Origin of the sequence: Halomonas sp. PAMB 3264, assembly GCF_031954245.1 — a bacterium.
GTDB lineage: Bacteria > Pseudomonadota > Gammaproteobacteria > Pseudomonadales > Halomonadaceae > Vreelandella.
Genome location: NZ_CP134866.1, coordinates 443,954 through 467,332, shown reverse-complemented (window position 1 = coordinate 467,332; position 23,379 = coordinate 443,954). Strand labels below are relative to the sequence as shown.

At 61.7% G+C, this 23,379-nt stretch carries 22 protein-coding genes, 2 tRNA genes and 3 rRNA genes; 14 read left to right on the top strand and 13 right to left on the bottom strand.

Annotation, left to right across the window (positions count from 1 at the left end):
* The first annotated feature begins 36 nt into the window (after window positions 1-36).
* On the top strand, window positions 37-468 hold the full coding sequence (locus RN347_RS02160) for a hypothetical protein (protein WP_263585267.1): 432 nt from the start codon (window positions 37-39) through the stop codon (window positions 466-468).
* A gap of 202 nt (window positions 469-670) precedes the next feature.
* Here RN347_RS02160 and RN347_RS02155 read toward each other — a convergent pair whose 3' ends face one another.
* On the bottom strand, window positions 671-1,024 hold the full coding sequence (locus RN347_RS02155; RefSeq protein WP_311959796.1) for a hypothetical protein: 354 nt from the start codon (window positions 1,022-1,024) through the stop codon (window positions 671-673).
* Between the two features lie 63 nt (window positions 1,025-1,087).
* Here RN347_RS02155 and RN347_RS02150 point away from each other — a divergent pair, with 63 nt between their 5' ends.
* From RN347_RS02150 to RN347_RS02130, 5 genes are read left to right on the top strand one after another with little or no spacing between them, the layout of a single operon-like run.
* A complete protein-coding gene (locus RN347_RS02150; protein ID WP_311959794.1) occupies window positions 1,088-1,912 on the top strand; it encodes a hypothetical protein in 825 nt (274 codons plus the stop codon).
* Window positions 1,913-1,966: 54 nt separating this feature from the next.
* Window positions 1,967-2,368, top strand: coding sequence for a thioesterase family protein (locus RN347_RS02145; protein WP_263585270.1), 402 nt, complete (start codon window positions 1,967-1,969; stop codon window positions 2,366-2,368).
* Between the two features lie 29 nt (window positions 2,369-2,397).
* A complete protein-coding gene (locus tag RN347_RS02140; RefSeq protein ID WP_252109432.1) occupies window positions 2,398-2,700 on the top strand; it encodes a hypothetical protein in 303 nt (100 codons plus the stop codon).
* Window positions 2,701-2,711: 11 nt separating this feature from the next.
* Window positions 2,712-3,230, top strand: a complete 519-nt coding sequence (locus RN347_RS02135; protein ID WP_263585271.1) for a DUF501 domain-containing protein — start codon at window positions 2,712-2,714, stop codon at window positions 3,228-3,230.
* 46 nt (window positions 3,231-3,276) lie between these two features.
* A complete protein-coding gene (locus RN347_RS02130; protein WP_311959788.1) occupies window positions 3,277-3,822 on the top strand; it encodes a TIGR00730 family Rossman fold protein in 546 nt (181 codons plus the stop codon).
* Between the two features lie 16 nt (window positions 3,823-3,838).
* On the opposite strand, the gene RN347_RS02125 is transcribed toward RN347_RS02130, so the two are convergent.
* The gene (locus RN347_RS02125; protein ID WP_263585273.1) at window positions 3,839-4,372 is read right to left on the bottom strand and encodes a hypothetical protein; all 534 of its coding nucleotides are present in this window, start codon (window positions 4,370-4,372) and stop codon (window positions 3,839-3,841) included.
* 10 nt (window positions 4,373-4,382) lie between these two features.
* Complete coding sequence (locus RN347_RS02120) at window positions 4,383-4,868, bottom strand: tetratricopeptide repeat protein (RefSeq protein ID WP_263585274.1); 486 nt, start codon at window positions 4,866-4,868, stop codon at window positions 4,383-4,385.
* A 240-nt stretch (window positions 4,869-5,108) separates the two neighbouring features.
* Here RN347_RS02120 and RN347_RS02115 point away from each other — a divergent pair, with 240 nt between their 5' ends.
* A complete protein-coding gene (locus RN347_RS02115) occupies window positions 5,109-6,140 on the top strand; it encodes an NADP(H)-dependent aldo-keto reductase (protein ID WP_263585275.1) in 1,032 nt (343 codons plus the stop codon).
* Window positions 6,141-6,257: 117 nt separating this feature from the next.
* Complete coding sequence (gene yaaA, locus RN347_RS02110) at window positions 6,258-7,040, top strand: peroxide stress protein YaaA (protein ID WP_263585276.1); 783 nt, start codon at window positions 6,258-6,260, stop codon at window positions 7,038-7,040.
* Here yaaA and RN347_RS02105 read toward each other — a convergent pair.
* From RN347_RS02105 to tyrS, 7 genes are all read right to left on the bottom strand, one after another.
* Complete coding sequence (locus tag RN347_RS02105; protein WP_311959786.1) at window positions 7,012-7,608, bottom strand: isochorismatase family protein; 597 nt, start codon at window positions 7,606-7,608, stop codon at window positions 7,012-7,014. The genes yaaA and RN347_RS02105 overlap by 29 nt on opposite strands.
* A gap of 493 nt (window positions 7,609-8,101) precedes the next feature.
* Window positions 8,102-8,217, bottom strand: a 5S ribosomal RNA gene (rrf, locus tag RN347_RS02100).
* A gap of 130 nt (window positions 8,218-8,347) precedes the next feature.
* A 23S ribosomal RNA gene (locus tag RN347_RS02095) occupies window positions 8,348-11,236 on the bottom strand.
* Between the two features lie 264 nt (window positions 11,237-11,500).
* A tRNA-Ala gene (locus tag RN347_RS02090) sits at window positions 11,501-11,576 on the bottom strand.
* Between the two features lie 110 nt (window positions 11,577-11,686).
* A tRNA-Ile gene (locus RN347_RS02085) sits at window positions 11,687-11,763 on the bottom strand.
* Between the two features lie 85 nt (window positions 11,764-11,848).
* Window positions 11,849-13,383 (bottom strand): 16S ribosomal RNA (locus tag RN347_RS02080).
* Together the 16S, 23S and 5S rRNA genes with 2 tRNA genes alongside form the textbook arrangement of a ribosomal RNA operon.
* Before the next feature lie 451 nt (window positions 13,384-13,834).
* Complete coding sequence (gene tyrS / locus RN347_RS02075) at window positions 13,835-15,031, bottom strand: tyrosine--tRNA ligase (RefSeq protein ID WP_311959784.1); 1,197 nt, start codon at window positions 15,029-15,031, stop codon at window positions 13,835-13,837.
* A gap of 123 nt (window positions 15,032-15,154) precedes the next feature.
* Here tyrS and RN347_RS02070 point away from each other — a divergent pair, with 123 nt between their 5' ends.
* Window positions 15,155-16,309 (top strand): anhydro-N-acetylmuramic acid kinase, encoded by a 1,155-nt coding sequence (locus tag RN347_RS02070; protein WP_263585279.1) that lies wholly within the window; start codon window positions 15,155-15,157, stop codon window positions 16,307-16,309.
* A 7-nt stretch (window positions 16,310-16,316) separates the two neighbouring features.
* Here the strand turns inward: RN347_RS02070 and RN347_RS02065 are convergent, their stop codons facing one another.
* Window positions 16,317-17,360, bottom strand: a complete 1,044-nt coding sequence (locus RN347_RS02065; protein ID WP_263585280.1) for a type IV pilus twitching motility protein PilT — start codon at window positions 17,358-17,360, stop codon at window positions 16,317-16,319.
* 32 nt (window positions 17,361-17,392) lie between these two features.
* On the opposite strand from RN347_RS02065, the gene RN347_RS02060 reads away from it, so the two are divergent.
* From RN347_RS02060 to metW, 5 genes are all read left to right on the top strand, one after another.
* Complete coding sequence (locus tag RN347_RS02060; protein WP_311959779.1) at window positions 17,393-18,097, top strand: YggS family pyridoxal phosphate-dependent enzyme; 705 nt, start codon at window positions 17,393-17,395, stop codon at window positions 18,095-18,097.
* A gap of 65 nt (window positions 18,098-18,162) precedes the next feature.
* Window positions 18,163-18,987: a pyrroline-5-carboxylate reductase gene (gene proC, locus RN347_RS02055; protein ID WP_311959777.1), complete on the top strand. Its 825-nt coding sequence runs from the start codon at window positions 18,163-18,165 to the stop codon at window positions 18,985-18,987.
* A gap of 54 nt (window positions 18,988-19,041) precedes the next feature.
* Complete coding sequence (locus RN347_RS02050; RefSeq protein ID WP_311959775.1) at window positions 19,042-19,635, top strand: YggT family protein; 594 nt, start codon at window positions 19,042-19,044, stop codon at window positions 19,633-19,635.
* A gap of 37 nt (window positions 19,636-19,672) precedes the next feature.
* Window positions 19,673-20,869, top strand: a complete 1,197-nt coding sequence (locus RN347_RS02045; RefSeq protein ID WP_311959773.1) for a homoserine O-acetyltransferase — start codon at window positions 19,673-19,675, stop codon at window positions 20,867-20,869.
* A complete protein-coding gene (gene metW, locus RN347_RS02040) occupies window positions 20,869-21,462 on the top strand; it encodes a methionine biosynthesis protein MetW (protein ID WP_263587354.1) in 594 nt (197 codons plus the stop codon). Before RN347_RS02045 ends, metW begins: the two co-directional genes overlap by 1 nt.
* Here metW and sfsA read toward each other — a convergent pair.
* Window positions 21,459-22,190, bottom strand: a complete 732-nt coding sequence (gene sfsA / locus RN347_RS02035) for a DNA/RNA nuclease SfsA (protein ID WP_311959770.1) — start codon at window positions 22,188-22,190, stop codon at window positions 21,459-21,461. The two genes, metW and sfsA, sit on opposite strands and share 4 nt — an antisense overlap.
* Entirely contained in the window at window positions 22,187-23,347 is a 1,161-nt protein-coding gene (locus tag RN347_RS02030) for an aminotransferase class I/II-fold pyridoxal phosphate-dependent enzyme (protein WP_311959768.1), read from the bottom strand. The genes sfsA and RN347_RS02030 overlap by 4 nt, the downstream gene beginning before the upstream one ends.
* Window positions 23,348-23,379 lie beyond the last annotated feature (32 nt).

Sequence of the window (23,379 nt, the reverse complement as noted above, 5' to 3'; positions counted from 1 at the left end):
GAGTTCTCACTGATTGCGAAAGGATTGACGACGAGCATGGCGCAAAACGACTTTTACACCAGGATGCGCGCGGGACTGGCGGCGCTTTTACGCCAGTGGCGCTCGCTGGGTCAGGCGGATGCCGACCAGCTGGCACTCATTCTGGCGGAAACCGCGCGGGTCGCCAAGCTGGGCACGCCGGACGCCACGCCCAGCGGGCGGGATCTCGAGCGCTGGAGCGATGACACCGAGGGCACCATGCCGCTTTGGGCACCGCGCACCGCGGTTTTTTTGCTCAATCAGATGCCTGCCCGCCCGACGCCGCAAAGCGATGAAGAGGCGTGCGCCTGGGCCTACTGCTGGCTCAAGAACCGCGCGTTCGATTCACAAGAGGCCGCTCGCGCCGCCCTGCCCGCCCACCTTCAGGCCCCTCTCGAGCAGGCGCTCGACGCGGCCTGGCGCGACCAGCAGGGCCTGCGCCTGATCTAACCCGCCGCGCCGGTGGATCCGGCGTGTCTCTTCGTTTTCATTACCCCGTCTTCATGCTCCTCGTTTTTACTGCCGGCTGTTCGTTTCCGGCTTTTCGCCCGCCTGTATACAAAGTGCTTATATGACGCGCCGCGAATATAAACGACCATGGAGTGCAGAGTGGCAGCGCCGACCCGCTGGCGACGCGCATCGATGCTTGCGCTTAGCGCTTGCGCACCGGCGATTTCGGCTTGAATCCGGCGGGCTTGGTGGACAGCCACTCGACGAAGGCACGAATGTCCGGGTCCTGGGCCAGCGACTCGACGCTTGGAAAGCGGTCGGCCAGCTCGCGCTCGCTGTAAAGCCGGTGAAGGTGCTTGTGGCAGGGGTGGCAAAGCCAGGCAATGGCGGTCAGGCGCTCCTCGCGGCTGTAGCGTTTTCGATAGCGCGGCTTGTTGTGCAGCGTACGGGGAATCAGGTGGTGCTTGGTGAGCGCTGCGGCTCGATGGCATAGCTCGCACTGCGCCGGTTTGGCGGGCGGCGACAGCGAATGGCCGGATGAGGACGCGGTATCCACGAAGCCTGGATCTCCTGAACGACGGAACTTAAACATCATTAATACGTATAAGGATAATCGAGAATGCTGGAAGTTCCTCTCAGCTGGCAGTTGGCCAAGATTGCCGCCTCGGTAAGTATGGTGCTGGGCCTGGGCGTCATCGCGGTGCGCGTGAGCCCCCGGGTCGCGGGGCTTTTGGCGGGCTATCCGCTGGGCACGGCGCTGGCGCTTTTTTTCATTGGCCTTGAAATCTCACCACTCTACGCCGCGCAAAGTGCGGTCCATACTCTGGCAGGCTTTACCGCCACCATGGCACTCGGCGCGGGCTACTGGCTTTGCGGGCGAAAGCCCGGTATGAGAGGCGTCTTGCTGGGAACCTGCGGGGGCCTTGCGGCCTGGTTCGCCGTGAGCCTGGTGCTTGCTCGGTTCGATTTCACGCGGCTCTCCGGCACGCTTGTAACGCTGTGCGCCATCGTGGTGTTCAGTCTTCTGTTTCGGCGTATTCCCGACAGCGTGGCGAGCGCCCGAGCGCCGTTCTCCTGGCGGGCGCTCTTCGCGCGCGCGCTACTGGCAACGGCGATCATTTTCGTCATTACCACGCTGGCTCACTGGGTACCGACCGCCTGGGCGGGGACGCTGGCCGCCTTTCCGATCACCATGCTGCCCTTTTTGCTGATTCTTCATCTGAGCCAGGGGCCCGCCCCGACCGCCACGGTCATCAAGCACTACCCCATGGGGCTTGGCTCGCTCTGGAGCTATGCGCTGTGCGTTTCCTATACTTACGACGCCTGGGGGCTGGTGCCGGGAACGCTGGCAGGCTTTCTGGTCGCAACGCTCTGGCTTCTTGGCTGGATGAAGCTTCAACGCTGGTGGAGCGCACGCCGGCTCAAAGCAAGGCCCGGCGTTTGACCAAACGCGACCAGACATCTATGCCAGGTATTCCACTCTGTAGAAGGGACGCCCATGTTCACACGCACCATCGACCCCGCTTTTTACGACACCGATGCGCTCGGCCACATCAACAACACGCGCCTGCCCGCCTGGTTCGAGCTTGCGCGCAACGACCTGTTCACGCTGTTCACGCCGGATCTCGACCCCAAAAAGTGGCGCCTGATGATGGCGCGCATGGAAGTCGACTACCGTGCTGAACTGTTTTACGGTCACCCCGTCGAACTACGTACCTACCTGACGCGCTTGGGCAACAGCTCGTTCACGGTGACTCAGGAAGCGCATCAGCTGGGTAAACTGACCAACGTGGGCCACACCGTCATGCTGCAATACGATCATCAGGCCAAGCGCGCGCTGCCCATCGAAGGCGAGCTGCGAGCCGCTTTGGAGGCGCACCTGCAGGACGCGCCCGCCTGATCCACCGCCCGCCGGGCGCAGGAGAGACCATGGCCATACGCTACAACCTTTGGCTCGAGCCGGACAACACGGCCAGACACAAGACCGTGGAGGCGGACCTGGAGCGCTATTTCGTGGAGCGTTTCGCCGACTACCCGCATATCCGCTTGTTCGGCGCCGACCCCTACGATTATGATGCCCCGTTCAATCGTCTGTATGACGTGCTGATCGCGCGCGCCGCCGAGTACTGCGAGCGCACCTGGTCCTACGTCGCCTCCCCGGAGCAGCTCAACCGCTGCTTTTTCCGCGCCGTGGGCCGCTCCAATAAATTTGTTCGAGACGAGCAACGCTAAGAGATTTTTTGATGGTAATCCGTACCGACCACGCCCCCACCGAGCACCAGCTTGAGATCATCACCCGACAGCTGGGCCGGGCGCCCCGCGGTATCGAAGCCGTCGCCGCCGAAGACGAACACGGCACGCCCCTGGCGCTGCGCATGGCGCCGATCGTCGACGGCAAGCCCTTCCCCACGCTGTACTGGCTCTGCTCGGACGTGCTCAAGATCGAAATCTCGCGGGTCGAGGCGGTCGGGGTGATCAAGTCGCTGGAGCAGCGCCTGCAGGAAGAGCCCGAGTTTCTGGAGCGCTACCGCCAAAGCCACCGTGACTACGTCGCCGCGCGCTGGTCGTTCATGAGCGAGTCGCAGCGCAGTGAGGTTGAGCGTCTTGGCTATCGTGAGGTGCTCACCGAGCGCGGCATCGGCGGCATCAGCAACTGGCAGCAGATACGCTGCCTGCACACCCAGTACGCCCATCACCTGGGCAGCCACAACGTGATCGGCGCCTGGATGGACGAGCACTACCAGATCGACCGCCACGTCTAGCGCTCTCTTCTCTTCCCATAGACCACTGCATTACAGGAATCACGCCATGTCGCGCATCTGCGTTTATCTCGGCTCGCGCGAGGGCCAACGCCCCGCCTTCATGCAAGCGGCCCGATCGCTTGGCGAAACCCTGGCGACGCGCGGCCACACCCTGGTCTACGGCGGCGCGCGCGTCGGGCTCATGGGGGCGCTGGCCAATGCCGCTCTCGAGGCCGGCGGCGAGGTGATCGGCGTGATGCCGACCCATCTGGTCGAACGCGAGCAGGCCCACTTCGGGCTGACCGAGCTGATTCGGGTCGCCAACATGCACGAGCGCAAGGCCACCATGGCGGCCCACGCCGACGCTTTCGTGGCGCTGCCCGGCGGTATCGGCACGTTCGAAGAGCTGTTCGAAATCTGGACCTGGGGGTATCTGGGCCTGCACGAAAAGCCCCTGGCGCTGCTGGATACCGAAGGCTTCTACGCGCCGCTGTTGGCCTTTCTGGACAACACCGTCGAGCACGGTTTTCTAGCGCCGGCCACCCGCGCCATGCTGATGGACGCGGCTACCCCGACAGCGCTCATCGAGGCGCTGGAGAGCGAGCTTAGATAGGCGTTGAGAGAAACGCTCAAGAGGGCCTGGTGCTCACGCCCTGAATATCGGCGCGGGTGCGCTCGAAGGTAAGCTGAAGCAGGCGCGCATCGTCGCCGGCCCGGTGGCGCTGAATGGGCTGGTCGCCGATGATCGCTTCCTTGGTCTCACTCCAAAGCGCCTGCTGGGGTTCGGTCATCAGAATCCGCAGGGCCTCGAGGCGAAAGCGCGGCAGCATGCCGGCGTGATGGAACAGCAGTGAAAGCCAGGTGTTGTCGTAGCCCCAGCTGTCACTGTAGGCCTTGCCAAGCCCGGAAAGCTCGTCATTGAGCCAGCAGGCGACCTGGCGCACCGGGTACCCTTCCTGAAAAAGCCGCTCGCGCGAAATGCCGTGCAGAAGCTCCGCCTTCGGGTCCCAGTGCGTCCACTCGTCAAGCGGCTGTACCAGAAACGCACAGCAGCTCCCATCGGCGCGGGCCAGGCCGATCTCGATGGGATAGCTTCCGCGACCAAAGCCCGAGGCTTCGATATCCAGTACGGTCGGCAGCGGCTCACCTGCAGAGTGTGTCATCGCTTTACCGTCATGCCGCTACCACCTGGGTGGGGTTGGCAATGCTTTCCCAGTAAGCGGAGCGCTCGCGGTCGATGCCAAGCCCCAGCTCGCCGCGCTCATAGGCGCGCGACAGGCGCTCAGCGGCAAGCCGGTGGCCCTTTTGGGCAGCGCGGGCGTACCAGGTCACCGCGTAATCCTCGCGACACGGGTACTGAACGCAGCCGTGCTCGTGAATGCGCGCCGCCTGGTACTGCGACTGAACGTCGCCGGCCTGAGCAGCTTCCAGCACGTAGCGCGCACCCCGCGCCTTGTCCTGGGGCGAACGGCTTTTGTGAAACAGCATCTGGCCGTAGGTGGAGAGCGCATCCGGATGCCCGGCCTCGGCGCAGCGCTTGTAAAGGCGCATGGTCAAACGCTGAGTGCGGGGCGAATGGGGAAGCAACCACCGGGAACGAAACAGCTGTTCGGCCAAACGAAACTCGAGCCGAATAAACAAAGATGATGCCTGCGGCATGGCAAACCACCCTGCCTATCTGTTGAAAGCTTTAGCTAGCCAACCACCTGAATGGCTAACCCTACGGAAAACCGACCCTGGGTCGGCAAATGGGCTGGCAAGCATACGCCTGCCTTCGCTTTGACTCAACCCCCTTCATTTGCCGGTTGAAGCGGGGGTCGCTAACATGCTCTGACGCCATCGCCGCACGGGCGTTGAAGTCCGCCCGTTAGGCCCCTTTACGCCGTCCAGGAGATAAGAATGCAGACCCGTCCACTTGGCAGAACCGGACTCGATGTCAGCCGCCTGTGTTTGGGCACCATGACGTATGGTGAGCAAAACAGCGAAGCCGAGGCCCATGAACAGCTCGACCGCGCCGTGGCGTTCGGCATTAATTTTATCGACACCGCTGAAATGTATCCGGTTCCGCCCAAGGCCGAGACCCAGGGCCTGACCGAAAAGTACGTGGGCAGCTGGCTCAAGGCGCGCGGCGCCCGCGACGACATCAAACTGGCGACCAAGATCGTTGGCCCCGGCGTCGAGCATATTCGCGGCGGCTCGCGCATGAACCGCGCCCACATTCATGAGGCGATCGATGCAAGCCTTGCGCGCCTTCAAACCGACTACGTGGATCTTTATCAGCTTCACTGGCCCGAGCGCAAAACCAACTTCTTCGGTCAGCTTGGCTACACCGCCGCCGATGATCAAGATGCCACACCGTTGAAAGAGACGCTTGGCGCACTCAAGGAGCTGGTCGATGCGGGCAAGGTGCGCGCCATCGGCGTCTCCAACGACACGCCCTGGGGCGTGATGCGCATGCTCCAACTGGCCGAGGAGTTCGACCTGCCCCGCGTGGCCTCGATACAAAACCCCTATAACCTGCTGAACCGCTCTTTCGAGGTCGGCCTTGCCGAAATCGCTCACCGCGAGGACGTCGGCCTTCTGGCCTACTCGCCGCTGGCCTTCGGCGTTTTGTCGGGCAAGTACCTGAACGGCGCTCGCCCTGCCAAAGGTCGGCTGACGCTTTACGAGCGCTTCAAGCGCTACACCTCGCCCCAGGCAGAGCAGGCAACTCAGGAGTACGTCGCGCTGGCCCAGAAGCACGGGCTGGACCCGGCGCAAATGGCGCTCGCCTTCATCAACTCGCGGCCGTTCTTGACCAGCAACATCATCGGCGCGACGACCATGGAGCAGCTTGAAGCCAACCTCGAAAGCGAAGCGCTCAAGCTCGATGACGAGGTGCTCGAAGGCATCGACGCGATCCATCAGCGCATCTCCAACCCAAGCCCCTGAGCCCTACCCCGCCAAGCGAACGCTTTGACTATCAACGCCATAGCCCCGGCACTCGCCGGGGCCTGGTATCATGGGCCGCTATTATCTCTTTTATACGCCGCGCTCAAGGAGCTCGCGATGCTAAGCGTCATTTCACCAGCCAAAACGCTGGATTTTGAAACGCCACCTACGACGGACAACGTTACACAGCCGGATTTTATCGAGCAGAGCCAGCCGCTGATCGATATTCTGCGCGACTACTCCCCCCAGCAGATCAGCGAGCTAATGGGCATCAGCGATAAGCTTGCCGGGCTCAACGCTGCACGCTTCAAGGAGTGGCAGCCGCCGTTTTCGCTGGACAACGCCAAGCCGGCGGCCCAGGCGTTTCAGGGCGACGTGTATACCGGGCTCGAGGCCGAGTCGTTCAGCGAAACGGATAACCGCTTCGCGCAGAAACATCTGCGTATTCTCTCCGGGCTTTATGGGCTTTTGCGCCCGCTGGATTTGATTCAGGCCTACCGACTGGAGATGGGCACCAAACTGCCCAACGCCGCGGGCAAGGATCTTTACGCCTACTGGAAACCGATTCTGACGCCGGCACTTGCCGAGGCGATTGATGAGAGCGGATCAAACGTACTGGTCAACCTGGCCTCCAACGAGTACTTCAAGGCGGTCGACGCTAAAAAGCTTGACGCCGAGATTGTAACGCCGGTATTCAAGGATGAGAAAAACGGGAGCTACAAGATCATCAGCTTCTACGCCAAGAAGGCGCGCGGGCTTATGAGTGCCTGGATCATTCGCGAGCAGGTCAACTCGCCAGAAGCGCTCAAGGCGTTCGATGTGGCGGGGTACGGCTTCGACAAGGCCGCCTCAAACGAGCGCGAGCTGGTCTTTACGCGCCGCGAAAAGGATCGCCCGTAAACGAAAGCGCGCGCCCGGCGCGCGGCTTCAAAAACTGACGGTGGATGCGTTTGAAAAGCGCGGTGTCGCAGCGGTGGAGCCACTCGTAAGCCGCCATGTCGGCGCTTATGCTCACCGCGCCGTGCTGGCCGGCACGCGCTCTTGCAAGCTCGGCCTCTGCCGGGCGCCGGCTTAATGTGGCCTCCACCAGCCAGTACACCTCGAATCCCGCCTCCAAAAACCCCAGCGCGCTTTGCAGCACGCAGATATGCGCCTCCGTACCGCACAGCACGATTTGTCGCCGCCCTGTTTTTTCCAGCGCACGCATGAACGCGGGCTCCTCGGTAATGCTGAAGTGCTGCTTTTCCCACACCGCATACTCACCCAGCGCCTGCGTTAGCGACGCCTCGGTGTGGCCGAGCTGAGCCGGATTTTGCTCGGTCAGCCATACCGGCATGCCGAGCTCACAGGCGACGCCAGCCAGCCACCCGGCTTCACGAATGCCCTGCTCCGCACCGGGAATGACAGGCAACAGCCGCGACTGAAAATCGATGAGTAGAAGCAAACCTTGATCGGCGTGCAAGCGCATGGGCGTAACATTCGTTGGGGAGTGTCGCTCTCTTTTAGCGCGTTCGCCAATAAAGCACAAATCCCAGCGCCATTGCCGGCCGCTGAAACGCGCTGTGGCGCATGGCCGGCTTCGGTATGACGATCCAAGTCACCTGCAGGCGCAATCGCCCGATGAATCGGGCTCCTACAGTAGATCGGGGCGCGATTGCCCTGCAGGAGCAGGCGCTAGCCAGCGATGTGGCGCAACGCGTCGCTTGGGTGGACAGCAGGCACGGTGGCAGCAAATCCCACCCGGGCGGCTGAGCCGCCATCACCCAATGAATCGGGCTCCTGCAGTCGATCGGGGCGCGATTGTCCTGTAGGAGCAGGCGTCAGCCAGCGATGAGGCGCACCGCGCCGCCGGGGCCGGGGCCGGGCGGCAGGCACCCTGCCTTCCGGGCCTTTTCCCTTCTTTTTTCCACGCATAAAAAAAAGCCCCGAACACAGAGTGCTCGGGGCTTTTTCGAATAGGTGCCTGACGATAACCTACTCTCGCATGGGGAGACCCCACACTACCATCGGCGCGTTGCGGTTTCACTTCCGAGTTCGGCAAGGGATCGGGTGGTTCACGCAAGCCATGGTCGTCAGGCGTAACTTTCAATGTATATCGGCTGACGGTTTCGTGATCGTCTCGTTCGACATGAAGCCTTTCGCTTCATGCTCGTGCGTATCCGGTTCCTGCTTCGTTGTCACTGCGGGCCGAACCCCTTGGGTGTTATAGGGTCAAGCCTCACGGGCCATTAGTACACGTTAGCTCAACACCTTGCGGTGCGTCCACACCGTGCCTATCAACCAGCTGGTCTCGCTGGGCCCTTCAGGAGGCTCGAGGCCTCGGGGATGTCTCATCTTGAAGGGGGCTTCCCGCTTAGATGCTTTCAGCGGTTATCCCGTCCGCACATAGCTACCCGGCAATGCCACTGGCGTGACAACCGGAACACCAGAGGTGCGTCCACTCCGGTCCTCTCGTACTAGGAGCAGCCCTTCTCAAACATCCAACGCCCACGGCAGATAGGGACCGAACTGTCTCACGACGTTCTAAACCCAGCTCGCGTACCACTTTAAATGGCGAACAGCCATACCCTTGGGACCGACTTCAGCCCCAGGATGTGATGAGCCGACATCGAGGTGCCAAACACCGCCGTCGATGTGAACTCTTGGGCGGTATCAGCCTGTTATCCCCGGAGTACCTTTTATCCGTTGAGCGATGGCCCTTCCATACAGAACCACCGGATCACTAGAACCTGCTTTCGCACCTGCTCGACGTGTCTGTCTCGCAGTCAAGCACCCTTATGCTCTTGCACTCATTGCACGATGTCCGACCGTGCTGAGGGTACCTTCGTGCTCCTCCGTTACTCTTTGGGAGGAGACCGCCCCAGTCAAACTACCCACCACACACTGTCCTCGACCCGGATAACGGGTCGGAGTGAGAACACCAATGATGCCAGGCCGGTATTTCAAGGGTGGCTCCCTCCGAACTGGCGTCCGGAGTTCCTAGCCTCCCGGCTATCCTACACAGGCAACATCAGTATCCAGTGTGAAGCTATAGTAAAGGTTCACGGGGTCTTTCCGTCTAGCCGCGGGTACACCGCATCTTCACGGCGATTTCAATTTCACTGAGTCTCGGGTGGAGACAGCGTGGCCATCATTACGCCATTCGTGCAGGTCGGAACTTACCCGACAAGGAATTTCGCTACCTTAGGACCGTTATAGTTACGGCCGCCGTTTACCGGGGCTTCGATCAGGAGCTTCGCCCGAGGGCTAACACCATCACTTAACCTTCCGGCACCGGGCAGGCGTCACACCCTATACGTCCGCTTGCGCGTTGGCAGAGTGCTGTGTTTTTACTAAACAGTTGCAGCCACCTGGTATCTTCGGCCGGTTCGGGCTCGGGGAGCAAGTCCCTCTACCCTACGCCGGCGTGCCTTCTCCCGAAGTTACGGCACCATTTTGCCTAGTTCCTTCACCCGAGTTCTCTCAAGCGCCTTGGGATTCTCACCCTGACCACCTGTGTCGGTTTGGGGTACGGTCGCACATGATCTGAAGCTTAGAGGCTTTTCCTGGAAGCGTGGCATCAGTGACTTCCTGACCGTGGTCAGTTCGTCTCGCATCTCGGCCTTGAACGCCCGGATTTGCCTGAGCGTTCAGCCTACCTGCTTTCACCGGGACAACCAGCGCCCGGCTCACCTAGCCTTCTCCGTCCCCCCATCGCAATCATGTCCGGTACGGGAATATTGACCCGTTTCCCATCGACTACGCCTTTCGGCCTCGCCTTAGGGGCCGACTCACTCTGCTCTGATTAGCATCGAACAGAAACCCTTGGTCTTCCGGCGGGGGAGTTTTTCACTCCCCTTATCGTTACTCATGTCAGCATTCGCACTCGTGATACCTCCAGCAGACCTCTCGATCCACCTTCATCGGCGTACACGACGCTCCTCTACCGCTCATCCAGAGGATGAACCCGTAGCTTCGGTACCTGGTTTAGCCCCGTTACATCTTCCGCGCAGGCCGACTCGACCAGTGAGCTATTACGCTTTCTTTAAAGGATGGCTGCTTCTAAGCCAACCTCCTGGCTGTCTGAGCCTTCCCACATCGTTTCCCACTTAACCAGGATTTGGGGACCTTAGCTGACGGTCCGGGTTGTTTCCCTTTTCACGACGGACGTTAGCACCCGCCGTGTGTCTCCCACGCTGCACTCACCGGTATTCGGAGTTTGCCTCGGGTTGGTAAGTCGGGATGACCCCCTAGCCGAAACAGTGCTCTACCCCCGGTGGTGATACGTGAGGCGCTACCTAAATAGCTTTCGAGGAGAACCAGCTATCTCCGGGCTTGATTAGCCTTTCACTCCGATCCACAAGTCATCCAAATCTTTTTCAACAGATCCTGGTTCGGGCCTCCAGTTGATGTTACTCAACCTTCACCCTGCTCATGGATAGATCGCCCGGTTTCGGGTCTATATCCAGCGACTGGTCGCCCAGTTAAGACTCGATTTCTCTACGCCTCCCCTATTCGGTTAAGCTCGCCACTGAATATAAGTCGCTGACCCATTATACAAAAGGTACGCAGTCACAGAACAAGTCTGCTCCCACTGCTTGTACGCACACGGTTTCAGGATCTATTTCACTCCCCTCGCCGGGGTTCTTTTCGCCTTTCCCTCACGGTACTGGTTCACTATCGGTCAGCCAGGAGTATTTAGCCTTGGAGGATGGTCCCCCCGTCTTCAATCAGGGTTTCTCGTGCCCCGACCTACTCGATTTCACTGTGCTCGGATTTCGGCTACGGGACTATCACCCGCTATGGTCAGACTTCCCAGACTGTTCGCCTATCGATTGCACAACTTAAGGGCTGGTCCCCGTTCGCTCGCCGCTACTGGGGGAATCTCGGTTGATTTCTTTTCCTCGGGGTACTTAGATGTTTCAGTTCCCCCGGTTCGCCTCGTATCCCTATGTATTCAGGATACGATACCGACCTTGTGGTCGGTGGGTTTCCCCATTCAGAGATGTTCGGGTCACAGGTCGTTTGCCACCTCACCGAACCTTATCGCAGGCTTCCACGTCTTTCATCGCCTCTGGCTGCCTAGGCATCCACCGTGTGCGCTTCATTGCTTGACCCTATAACCCGAAGGAGTCCGGGCCCGCAATGACAACGATTGCCGGATACGCTTGAGACGTATCACAAAACAATTGCGTATCGAGATCACGTCACGATCACAGGAGCCGAAGCCCATGTCACCGTATCGTCATTCGATACTGTCAGCATGATATACATTGTTAAAGAGCGACTGTTCGATGAACAGTGACAAGACGGCTTTTAAAACCCTGCCTTGTCAATGATCACAAAACAACAAACGGTACAACAACACGGCAACGAGATAATGGTGGAGCCAAGCGGGATCGAACCGCTGACCTCCTGCGTGCAAGGCAGGCGCTCTCCCAGCTGAGCTATGGCCCCATCGTTTTGCAATTTCACCTCTTGCCATCAATTTCCGTGAGACACAACAAAACGCAACAACGTACAGACCACCATACGAAGAGCTTTTTAATGCGGGCATTACGGGAATCTGGTGGGTCTGGGCAGACTTGAACTGCCGACCTCACCCTTATCAGGGGTGCGCTCTAACCAACTGAGCTACAGACCCAAGAGGGGATCGTGCCAAACCGTTTGCTCTATCACTTGATCAGGCAATTCATTGTGGACGTTTACCGCGAGGATGACGCATCGTTTAAGGAGGTGATCCAGCCGCAGGTTCCCCTACGGCTACCTTGTTACGACTTCACCCCAGTCATGAACCACACCGTGGTGATCGCTTTCCCGAGGGTTAAGCTAACCACTTCTGGTGCAGTCCACTCCCATGGTGTGACGGGCGGTGTGTACAAGGCCCGGGAACGTATTCACCGTGGCATTCTGATCCACGATTACTAGCGATTCCGACTTCACGGAGTCGAGTTGCAGACTCCGATCCGGACTGAGACCGGCTTTTCGGGATTCGCTTGCTCTCGCGAGTTCGCTGCCCTTTGTACCGGCCATTGTAGCACGTGTGTAGCCCTGCTCGTAAGGGCCATGATGACTTGACGTCGTCCCCACCTTCCTCCGGTTTGTCACCGGCAGTCTCCCTAGAGTTCCCGCCATTACGCGCTGGCAAATAGGGACAAGGGTTGCGCTCGTTACGGGACTTAACCCAACATTTCACAACACGAGCTGACGACAGCCATGCAGCACCTGTCTCTGCGTTCCCGAAGGCACCCCGGAATCTCTTCCGGGTTCGCAGGATGTCAAGAGCAGGTAAGGTTCTTCGCGTTGCATCGAATTAAACCACATGCTCCACCGCTTGTGCGGGCCCCCGTCAATTCATTTGAGTTTTAACCTTGCGGCCGTACTCCCCAGGCGGTCGACTTATCGCGTTAACTTCGCCACAAGGTGCACAAGGCACCCAACGGCTGGTCGACATCGTTTACGGCGTGGACTACCAGGGTATCTAATCCTGTTTGCTACCCACGCTTTCGCACCTCAGTGTCAGTGTCAGTCCAGAAGGCCGCCTTCGCCACTGGTATTCCTCCCGATCTCTACGCATTTCACCGCTACACCGGGAATTCCACCTTCCTCTCCTGCACTCTAGCCTGACAGTTCCGGATGCCGTTCCCAGGTTGAGCCCGGGGCTTTCACAACCGGCTTGTCAAGCCACCTACGCGCGCTTTACGCCCAGTAATTCCGATTAACGCTTGCACCCTCCGTATTACCGCGGCTGCTGGCACGGAGTTAGCCGGTGCTTCTTCTGTGGGTGATGTCCTTCCTGACGGGTATTAACCGGCAGGCCTTCTTCCCCACTGAAAGTGCTTTACAACCCGAGGGCCTTCTTCACACACGCGGCATGGCTGGATCAGGCTTTCGCCCATTGTCCAATATTCCCCACTGCTGCCTCCCGTAGGAGTTCGGGCCGTGTCTCAGTCCCGATGTGGCTGATCATCCTCTCAGACCAGCTACGGATCGTCGCCCTGGTGAGCCGTTACCTCACCAGCTAGCTAATCCGACATGGGCTCGTCCGATAGCGGGAGCCAAAGCCCCCTTTCTCCCGTAGGACGTATGCGGTATTAGCCTGGGTTTCCCCAGGTTATCCCCCACTATCGGGTGGATTCCCATGCATTACTCACCCGTCCGCCGCTCGCCACCAGGAAGCAAGCTTCCCGTGCTGCCGCTCGACTTGCATGTGTTAAGCCTGCCGCCAGCGTTCAATCTGAGCCATGATCAAACTCTTCAGTTTAAAATCAGTGTGATTCTTGCCTGCCCCACATACGACGACATGACGCAGAGGCGAATCAATCCTGGCTCAAGGTTCAAACGAATTTACCGTGATACCTCGAAGGGTATCGCTGTGTTCGTCTGCCTTGATATAAGGTGACTTGTCACCCTCATCGGCAAACGCCCACATGAATTGCCTGATCAAATTGTTAAAGAGCTTTCGACGAACCGTTCGATGACCTGAACCGCTTGCCCGTCGAGGAAGGCGTATTCTACGCATTCCGGTGAATTTGTCAACCGCTGATTTCAGCGAGTGAAGCGAGCCATTCAAACCTGCCGAACAGTGCTCTAACTTCCTGACAAACCGAAGGTTTTCACCTTCATCCACCGCTGGAAACGCTTGGCGTCCCCGGCAGCGGATGCGTACTTTACGGATTTGATGCGGCGAGCGCAAGGGCTTTTTTCAAAAAGCGTTATTTGAGCGTGACACGAGCGTAGCGCTTCTTACCGGCCTGGATGACGTAGGCCTTATTCGTGGTCAGCATGGTGCTGGGCGCGACCGCTTCACCGTCGACCTTCACGCTGCCATTCTTGAGCATGTCCTTGGCCTGAGCGCTGTTTTTGGTCAGCCCCGCCCGGGTCAAAACGCTTGCGATCGGCGCCTCCCCTCCTTCGAAGTCGACCTCGACCTCCGGCAGGTCTTCCGGCAGTTCGCCATCGGCCAGCTGGTTGCCGGCGGATTTGTGCGCGTTGGCCGCGGCCTCGTCGCCGTGGTAGCGGGCGATCAGCTCGCGGGCGAGCTCCATCTTGATGTCGCGCGGGTTGGCACCCTGCTCGACGCGTTGCTTGAGCGCTTCGAGCTCCTCGTTGGACTTCAGCGACAGAAGCTCGAAGTAGCGCCACATGAGGCTGTCCGGCATGGAGACCAGCTTGTTGAACATCGACCCCGGTGACTCATCGACGCCGACGTAATTGCCCAGCGACTTCGACATTTTCTGCACGCCGTCCAGCCCTTCGAGCAGCGGCATGGTGATGACGACCTGAGGCTCCTGGCCGAAGTGCTTCTGGATTTCGCGCCCCATTAGGAGATTGAACTTCTGGTCGGTGCCGCCCAGCTCCACATCCGCTTCGAGCGCCACGGAGTCGTAGCCCTGTACCAGCGGATAGAGAAACTCGTGAATGGCGATCGACTGATTGGCCTTGTAGCGCTTCTCGAAGTCGTCGCGCTCGAGCATGCGCGCCACGGTACTTTGCGCGGCCAGCTCGATCATTTTGGCCGCCCCCATTTCGCCAAACCACTCGGCGTTGAAGCGCACCTCGGTCTTTTCCCGATCAAGGATCTTGAACACCTGCTCTTTATAGGTCTCGGCGTTGGCCTTGACGTCGGCCTCGGTGAGCGGCTTGCGCGTCACGTTCTTGCCGGTCGGGTCACCGATACGTCCGGTGAAGTCGCCAATCAAAAAGATGACGGTGTGGCCCAGGTCCTGAAACTGGCGCATCTTGGTGAGCAAAACGCTGTGGCCCAGATGCAGATCCGGTGCGGTGGGATCGAAGCCTGCCTTGATGCGCAGCTTGCGGCCGGACTCGAGCTTTTTGCGCAGCTCGTCCTCGACCAGAATTTCGTGTGTGCCGCGCGACAGCAGCGCTAGCGCCTGATCCACCTCACTCATTGCCTCTCTCCACTGGTAAGCTTTGCCCGTTCGGGGCGGAAACGATCGATAGCCGCCAATGTTATCACGCCAATCGACACCGGTTGAGCCTTCACTACTCTGGATACACCCATGGATTCACCCATGAAGACGCCCCCGGCGCCGGACACGCTGCTCTATATCGGGCTGATGTCCGGCACCAGCCTCGACGGCATCGACGCCGCTTTGGTGGCCATCGCCCCCACGGCCGCACCCAGACTGCTCGAGACCCACGCCGAGCCGATGCCCGAGCCGATGCGCCAGGCACTACTAACGCTGTGCCACTCGGATCAGGCGCGCTTTGCCGAGCTTGCAAGCGTCGAGACGCAGTTTTGCGCGCTGCAGGCGAAAGCGGTTCAGGCGCTGCTCGGCAAGGCCGGCGTCTCAAATGAGGAAATTCGCGCCATCGGCAGCCACGGCCAAACCATCGAACACGCTCCGCAAGGCCACACCGAAGGCCCGGCCTATACGCTGCAGCTCGACAACCCGAGCCTTCTGGCGGAGCTTACCGGCATCACCGTGGTAGGGGATTTTCGCCGGCGTGATCTCGCCGCCGGCGGGCAGGCCGCGCCGCTTGCCCCGGCCTTTCATCAGGCGCTTTTTTCGGCGGCCGGGGCCGAGCAGCTGGTGCTGAATCTCGGCGGCATCGCCAACGTCACCTGGCTTCCCGGCGCCCCCAACGAGCCGGTCATCGGCTTCGACACTGGCCCGGCCAACGTGCTGATGGACGCCTGGTTTGCGCACCACTGCTCAAAGGGAGCGACCGAGCGCTTCGATAAAAACGGCGCCTGGGCGAAAAGCGGGCGCATCGATACCGCCCTGCTCGACCGGCTGCTCGACGAGCCTTTTTTCCGCCAGCCGCCGCCGAGGAGCACCGGGCGCGAACTGTTTCATTTCGAGTGGCTGCTCAAAAGGCTTAATGGCGATGAGAACCCGGCCGACGTGCAGGCCACGCTTGCCGAGTTGACCGCGGTAAGCGTCGCCCGCGCCATCGGCGAGCTTTTACCCAGCACCACACGGGTCAATTTGATCACCGGTGGCGGCGGTGCCCACAACGCCCACCTGATGGAGAGACTGGGCCATCACCTGCCGCGTGCGACGTTGAGTTCGCCAGAAGCGTACGGCTGGCCGGCGGACTGGATCGAAGCCGGCGCGTTTGGCTGGCTGGCCCACCGGCGGCTGGAAAACCTGCCCGGCAACCTGCCCTCGGTGACCGGCGCGCGTGGCCCCCGCGTGCTCGGCGGGATCTACGCGCGCTGAGCCTGAGTTAGTCGCGGGGCGGAGTAAGCGCGCCCTGGGCGCGGGTCTGAGCCTCCTCGAAGCTGACCGCGCCCTCCTTGACCAGCTTTAATAGCGAAGCGTTGAGGGTCTGCATGCCGAGATTGACGCCGGTCTGCATCGCCGAGTAGATCTGCGCCACCTTGTCCTCGCGGATGAGGTTGCGCACCGCCGAGGTGGCGATCAGGATTTCGTGGGCCGCCACGCGCCCGCCGCCTTCGCGCTTTAACAGCGTCTGGGCGACGACCGCCTGCAGCGACTCCGATAGCATCGAGCGCACCATGGCTTTCTCCTCGCCGGGGAAAACGTCGATGATGCGATCAATGGTCTTCGCCGCCGAGGTGGTGTGCAGCGTGGCGAAGACCAGGTGCCCGGTTTCCGCCGCGGTCAGCGCCAGCCGAATGGTTTCGAGATCGCGAAGCTCCCCCACCATGATCACGTCCGGATCCTCACGCAGCGCGCTTTTCAAGGCGTTGGCGAAGCTGTGGGTATCGCGGTGCACTTCGCGTTGATTGACCAGACAGCTCTTGCTTTCGTGCACGAATTCCACCGGGTCTTCGATGGTGAGAATGTGCTCATAGCGGTATTCGTTGATGTAGTCGATCAGCGCGGCCAGGGTCGTACTCTTGCCCGACCCGGTCGGACCGGTGACCAGCACCAGCCCACGCGGCAGCATTGCCAGGCGCTCGAATACCTCTCCCAGGCCCAGCGCTTTCATCGACAGCACCTGGCTTGGGATGGTGCGAAACACCGCCCCGGCGCCACGCCCCTGGGTGAAGGCGTTGACGCGAAAGCGTGCGACCTCTGCCAAGGCGTAGGAGAAGTCGATCTCCAGATGCTCGTCATACTCCTGGCGTTGACGGTCGTTCATGATGGCGTGAACCAGCGACAGCACCTGTTCGTGGCTCATGGCGGGGACGTTGAGCCGATGAATATCGCCATCGACGCGAATCATGGGCGGCAAACCGGCGCTCAGATGCAGGTCGGAGGCATTCTGTTTTGCCGAGAATGCCAGCAGTTCGGTAATATCCATCTCACTTCCCTGGCGGTTAAAGGTACTTCAGTATGGCAGAGATCGCGCTTTGCACGTCGCTTGACGCCGCCCACCGGCGTTTGGAGCGGGCGCTCGACGCCGCCGATCGCCCGGCGGGCAGCGCCAGACTTCTGGCGGTGAGCAAGACCAAACCCGCCGCGATGCTGCGCGAGGCCTGGCAGCACGGCCAGCGCGCCTTCGGTGAAAACTACCTGCAGGAGGCGCTCGACAAGCAGCGCGAGCTTGCGGATCTCGACGATATCGAGTGGCATTTCATCGGCCCGCTGCAGTCCAACAAGACCCGGGCGGTGGCCGAGCACTTCGACTGGATGCACACCGTCGAGCGCGAAAAGATCGCCAGGCGACTCGATGAGCAGCGCCCCGCACATCTCCCCCCGCTCAACGTCTGTTTGCAGGTGAACATTAGCGGCGAGGCGAGCAAGGCTGGCGTCGCACCGGAAGACGCGCTGGCACTCGCCAGGGAGATCGCCACTCTCGAACGTCTTTCGCTGCGCGGGCTCATGGCGATTCCCGCACCCTGTGATGACCCCAAGCGCCAGCGCGAACCCTTCGCCGCGCTCAAGGCGCTACTGGGTGAACTGCAGACCGCACTGCCCGACGCGGCGCTGGATACGCTCTCCATGGGCATGAGCGACGATCTGGAAGCCGCCGTTTTCGAAGGCGCGACGCTGGTACGCCTGGGCAGCGCGATTTTTGGCGCCCGCGTTCAGGCGTGAATCCAGGTACTCGATCACGGTAACCGCTGCGAGCGGCCACTTTTATTCAATCAGGAGCATCATTAATGGCGAACAACATTACCTTCATCGGCGCGGGCAACATGGCCAAGGCGATCATCGGCGGCCTGCTCGACAGCGGCTTTTCCGCGGCACAGATCACCGCCACCGCGCCGAAAGAGGAGGAGCTTGCGCCGCTTCGCGAGACCCTGGGCATTCACACCCATACCGACAACCTCGAGGCGGTCAAAAATGCGGACGTGGTGATCCTCGCGGTCAAGCCGCAGATCATGCAGGACGTATGCGCGGCGCTGAGAGAAACCGTACAGGCAAGCAAGCCGCTGGTCATTTCGATTGCTGCGGGCCTTGAAGCCGCTACAATCGACGGCTGGCTTGGCGGCGAGACGGCGCTGGTGCGCTGCATGCCCAACACGCCCTCGTTGGTTGGCGTCGGCGCCAGCGGTCTCTACGCCAACGCCAACGTCAGTGACGACCAGCGCCGCTTGGCCGGCGAGCTCATGGAAGCGGTAGGCATCGTCGAATGGGTCGAAGACGAAGCGCTCTTGAGTGCGGTCACCGCGGTATCCGGCAGCGCCCCGGCCTACTTCTTTTTGATGTTCGAGGCGATGGAAGAGGCCGCAGTGGCCCAGGGGCTGCCGGCGGCGACCGCGCGGCGCCTGGCGATTCAAACCGCGCTGGGCGCGGCGACCATGGCCGCGCAAAGCGAACACGACCCGGCCACGCTCAAGCGCAACGTCATGTCGCCCGGCGGCACTACCGAACGGGCGATCGAGCACATGGAGTCGGCGAAGCTGCGTGAAACGATCAAGGCCGCCATGCAGGCCTGCGCCGACCGCGCCGATGACATGGCCCGCGAGCTGCGCGGCCACTAAGCGGCGCCAAACCTTCCACACTCAGCACGACTTAACGCAACGGAGACGCAAGCAATGGGCAGCCAAGTGGGTAGCGCCGGGTTGATGATCGTCAACACGCTCATCAACATCTATTTATTTCTTTTAATGCTGCGTTTTCTGCTGCAGGCCTCGCGCGCGGACTACTACAACCCGATGAGCCAGTCGGTGGTCAAGATCACCCAGCCGGTGGTCGGGCCCTTCCAGGCCTTTTTAGGGCCGGTGGCCGGGCGCTTCGATCTGGCCACACTGGCGGCGGCGTTCGTGCTGAAGGTGGTCAGCATCATCGCCATTTTCATACTGTTTGGCCTGGGCATGCCGCCGGTGGTGCAGCTGGTCATCGCCGGCATCGCGTCCCTTGCCAACGCCATTTTGAAGATCTACTTCTTCGCCCTGATCGTGATGATCATTCTGAGCTGGGTGGCGCCCAACGCAAGCCACCCGGGCGCGCTTTTGGTGATGCAGCTGGTCGAGCCGATCATGGCGCCGGTGCGCAAGGTGATTCCGCCGCTGGGCATGATCGATCTCTCGCCGATCGTGGTGTTCATCGCCATCAATTTGATCGATGGACTCGTCGTGGGCTCGCTGATTCGCCAGGCGGGCGCGCCCGGCGCGCTGGTCGGGCTGTGAGCGCCTTCACCCGGATTTTGCAGGATTGACGCCATTGATGCCTGAATTGGATACGCGCCCCGGGCGCGACTACCCGCCGGGCTCCGTCGGGCTGGTCACACCCCACGTGGCCCGCTTCGACACGCCGCTGCCGCTCGCCTGCGGCCGGGTGCTGCCGGCGTACGAGCTGATTTTCGAGACCTACGGCACGTTGAACGCCGAGCGCACCAACGCCGTGCTGATCTGCCACGCGCTTTCGGGCCACCATCACGCCGCGGGCTACCACCATCCGGACGATAAAAAGCCCGGCTGGTGGGACGCGCACATCGGCCCGGGCAAGCCGATCGACACCAACCGTTTTTTCGTCGTATCGCTGAACAACCTGGGCGGCTGCCACGGAAGCACCGGGCCCGTTAGCCACAACCCGGACACCGGCCGTCAGTGGGGGCCGGACTTCCCCATGGTGACGGTGAGCGATTGGGTGGCAAGCCAGGCGCGCCTGGCGGATCACTTGGGGATCGAGCGGTGGGCGGCGGCGGTCGGCGGAAGCCTGGGCGGCATGCAGGTGCTGCAGTGGACGATCACCCATCCAGAGCGGGTCGCCAACGCGGTGATCATCGCGGCCACGCCCAGACTCTCGGCGCAGAACATCGCCTTCAACGAGGTCGCCCGCCAGGCGATTCGCTCGGACCCGGAGTTTTTCGACGGCTGGTACGCCGAGCACGACACGGTGCCCAAACGGGGTTTGAAGCTTGCGCGCATGGTGGGTCACATCACCTATCTCTCCGAAGACGCCATGGGCACCAAGTTCGGCCGCGATCTGCGTAGCGAGGATCTCAACTTCGGCTTCGACGTCGAGTTTCAGGTCGAATCCTACCTGCGCTACCAGGGCGACGCCTTCTCCACCGCCTTCGATGCCAACACCTATCTGTTGATGACCAAGGCGCTGGACTACTTCGACCCCTCGGCGCTGCACGGCGGCGAGCTGGCCAGGGCCGTAGCGCCGGCGCAGTGCCCGTTTTTGATCGTCAGCTTCACCACCGACTGGCGCTTTCCGCCTTCGCGATCAAAAGAGCTGGTCGATGCGTTGATTCACGCGGGCAAGCCGGTCAGCTACGCCAACATCGAATCCCCCCACGGCCACGACGCCTTTTTGCTGCCCGAGCCGCGCTACGAGGCGCTGTTTAGCGCCTTCATGGCGCGCGCCGCCGAGGAGCTCGGGCTCGATGCCACTCGCCAGGAGCCCCGGTCATGATGCGCACCGACCTCGAGCAGATTTTCGACTGGATTCCCAAAGGCGCGCACGTGCTGGATCTGGCCTGCGGCGACGGCGCGCTGCTCGAGCGCCTGGGCCGCGAGAAAGCGGTGACCGGCTATGGCCTGGAGATCGACCCGGCGGGCATCACCGCGTGCGTGGCGCGCGGCGTCTCGGTGATCGAGCACAACCTGGACGATGGCCTTGGCAACTTCTGCGACCAGAGCTATGACCAGGTGATCATGACCCAGGCGCTGCAGGCGCTGCGCCGACCGGACAAGATGCTCGACGAAATGCTGCGGGTGGCCAACGAAGGCATCATCACTTTTCCGAACTTCGCCTACTGGCGCCACCGGGTGTATCTGGGCCTGCGCGGCTACATGCCGGTGTCGAAGTCGCTGCCCCACGCCTGGTACGACACGCCCAACATTCACCTCTCCACCTTCAACGACTTCGAGCAGCTGTGTCGCGAGAAGGGGCTGGTGATCGTCGACCGCGCCGTGGGTGTCGGTGAGCATCGCGGCCACTGGACGTCCAAGTGGTGGCCCAACCTCTTTGGTGAGATCGCCATCTTCCGCGTCCGTCGACGTTAAAGGCGCACGTCCAGGGCGCGCTCGATGAAGATCGATGTCGGCGCGCTCGCCTCCCATCCGATGCCGATACCGTAGGCCAGCACTTCCACCCCCTGCGCCACCGCCGCGTGCAAGCCCGCGGCGTAGGCCGGGTCGATGTGCGTGGCCGGGCCGACATCGTCGATGCCCTGGTGCGCCACGCAAAACACCAGCACCGCGCGCTCGCCGCGCCGCGCCAGCGCCTCGAGCGACTGAAGATGCTTGAGTCCGCGGGTGCTGACCGAGGCCGGAAAGTAGCCGTGGCCGTCGTCCTCAAGGAGCGTCACTTGCTTGACCTCGAGATAGGCGCGGCGCCCGCTCCTTGAGTCCTCGAGCAGAAAGTCGAGCCGCGAGTCGTCGACCGTCACCTCGCGGCGGCGCGTATCGAACCCGGCCAGCGCGTCGAGCTTACCGTCCTCGAGCGCCGTCTCGACGATGCGGTTGGCGCGGCCGGTGTGGATCGAGGCAAGCGCCACCTGGCCGCTCGCCTCCGGCAGCTCGATCAGCTCCCAGGTCCAGGCCAGCTTGCGCTTGGGGTTGTCGCTTGGCGAGAGCCACACCCGACACCCCGGCACGTTGACGCTTTTCATCGAGCCGGTGTTGGGGCAGTGGGCAGTCACCTCGCGGCCGTCGTCCAGCCGCACATCGGCAAAAAAGCGCTTGTAGCGGCGCAGCAGGATGCCCGGCACCAGGGCGTCATGGTAAATCATGCGCGCGCCACGAAGCGGGCCAGGCGCACCAGCGCTTCCTCCAGGCGTGCCACGTCCGCGGTGAAGGCGATGCGCACGAAGCGCTCGCCGCCCTCAACGGCGAAATCGATGCCCGGCGTGATCGCCACGTTCTCCTCTTCGAGCAGCCGCTGGCAAAACGTTTGGCTATCGCGGCTGTAGCGCGAAATATCGATCCACACGTAGAACGCGCCCTGGGGCGCCACGTCCGGCGCCAAACCCAGCGAGGCCAGACCGTCTAGCAGCACTCGGCGGCGCTCTTTCAGCACGGCGCGGCGACGCTCCAGCTCCTCACGGCACTCAGGCGTGAAGGCCGCAAGCGCGGTGTGCTGGGCGGGCGTGGATGCCGCCAGAAAGACGTTTTGGGCCAGCCGCGTCAAGGGCTCGATCGCGCGCTCAGGCGCCACCAGCCAACCCAAGCGCCAGCCGGTCATGCCAAAGTACTTCGAGAAGCTATTGACGACGAATGCCTCGCTTGAAAGCGCCGTGGCCGAAAGCGGCGCACCGTCAAAGTTGAGCCCCTGATAGATCTCGTCGACCAGAAGCTCGCCGCCGCGAGCCGCCACCGCCTCGCACACGCCGGCAAGCCCCGCCCGGCTCAGGGTGTGGCCGGTGGGGTTTGACGGCGTGGCGAGCATGGCCAAGCGCGTGGCCGGCTGCCAGTGACGCTCGACCAGCCCGGCATCGAGCTGCCAGCCGGTGTCGGCGCCGACCGGGATGGCGTCTACCTCGGCGCCGGCCAGCGCCATGAAGTGGCGGTTGCAGGGGTAGTTCGGGTCTGCCATCAACACCCGGTCGCCAGGGCTTACCAGCAGTTGGCTTGCAAGCAGCAGCGCTCCGGACGCGCCGGGGGTGACGATGATGCGCGCCGGATCCACCTCGGCCCCGAAGTGATCCCGGTAGTGACCGCTAATCGCCTCGCGCAGCGCCGGCAATCCCGCGGCGGGGGTATAGCGGGTTTTCGCGTCGGCCAGGGCAGCCTGACCGGCGGCCAGAATCGGCGCAGGCGTGGGGAAGTCCGGCTCGCCCACTTCCAGATGGATGACGTCAAAGCCCTGGGCCTCGCGGGCCTGGGCCATTTCCAGCAGGTGCATCACGCGAAACGGCGCGACCTGGTCGAGGCGGGGATTCCAGCCCATTTAAACTCCTTGAGCGCTCTATCGATGAGAGG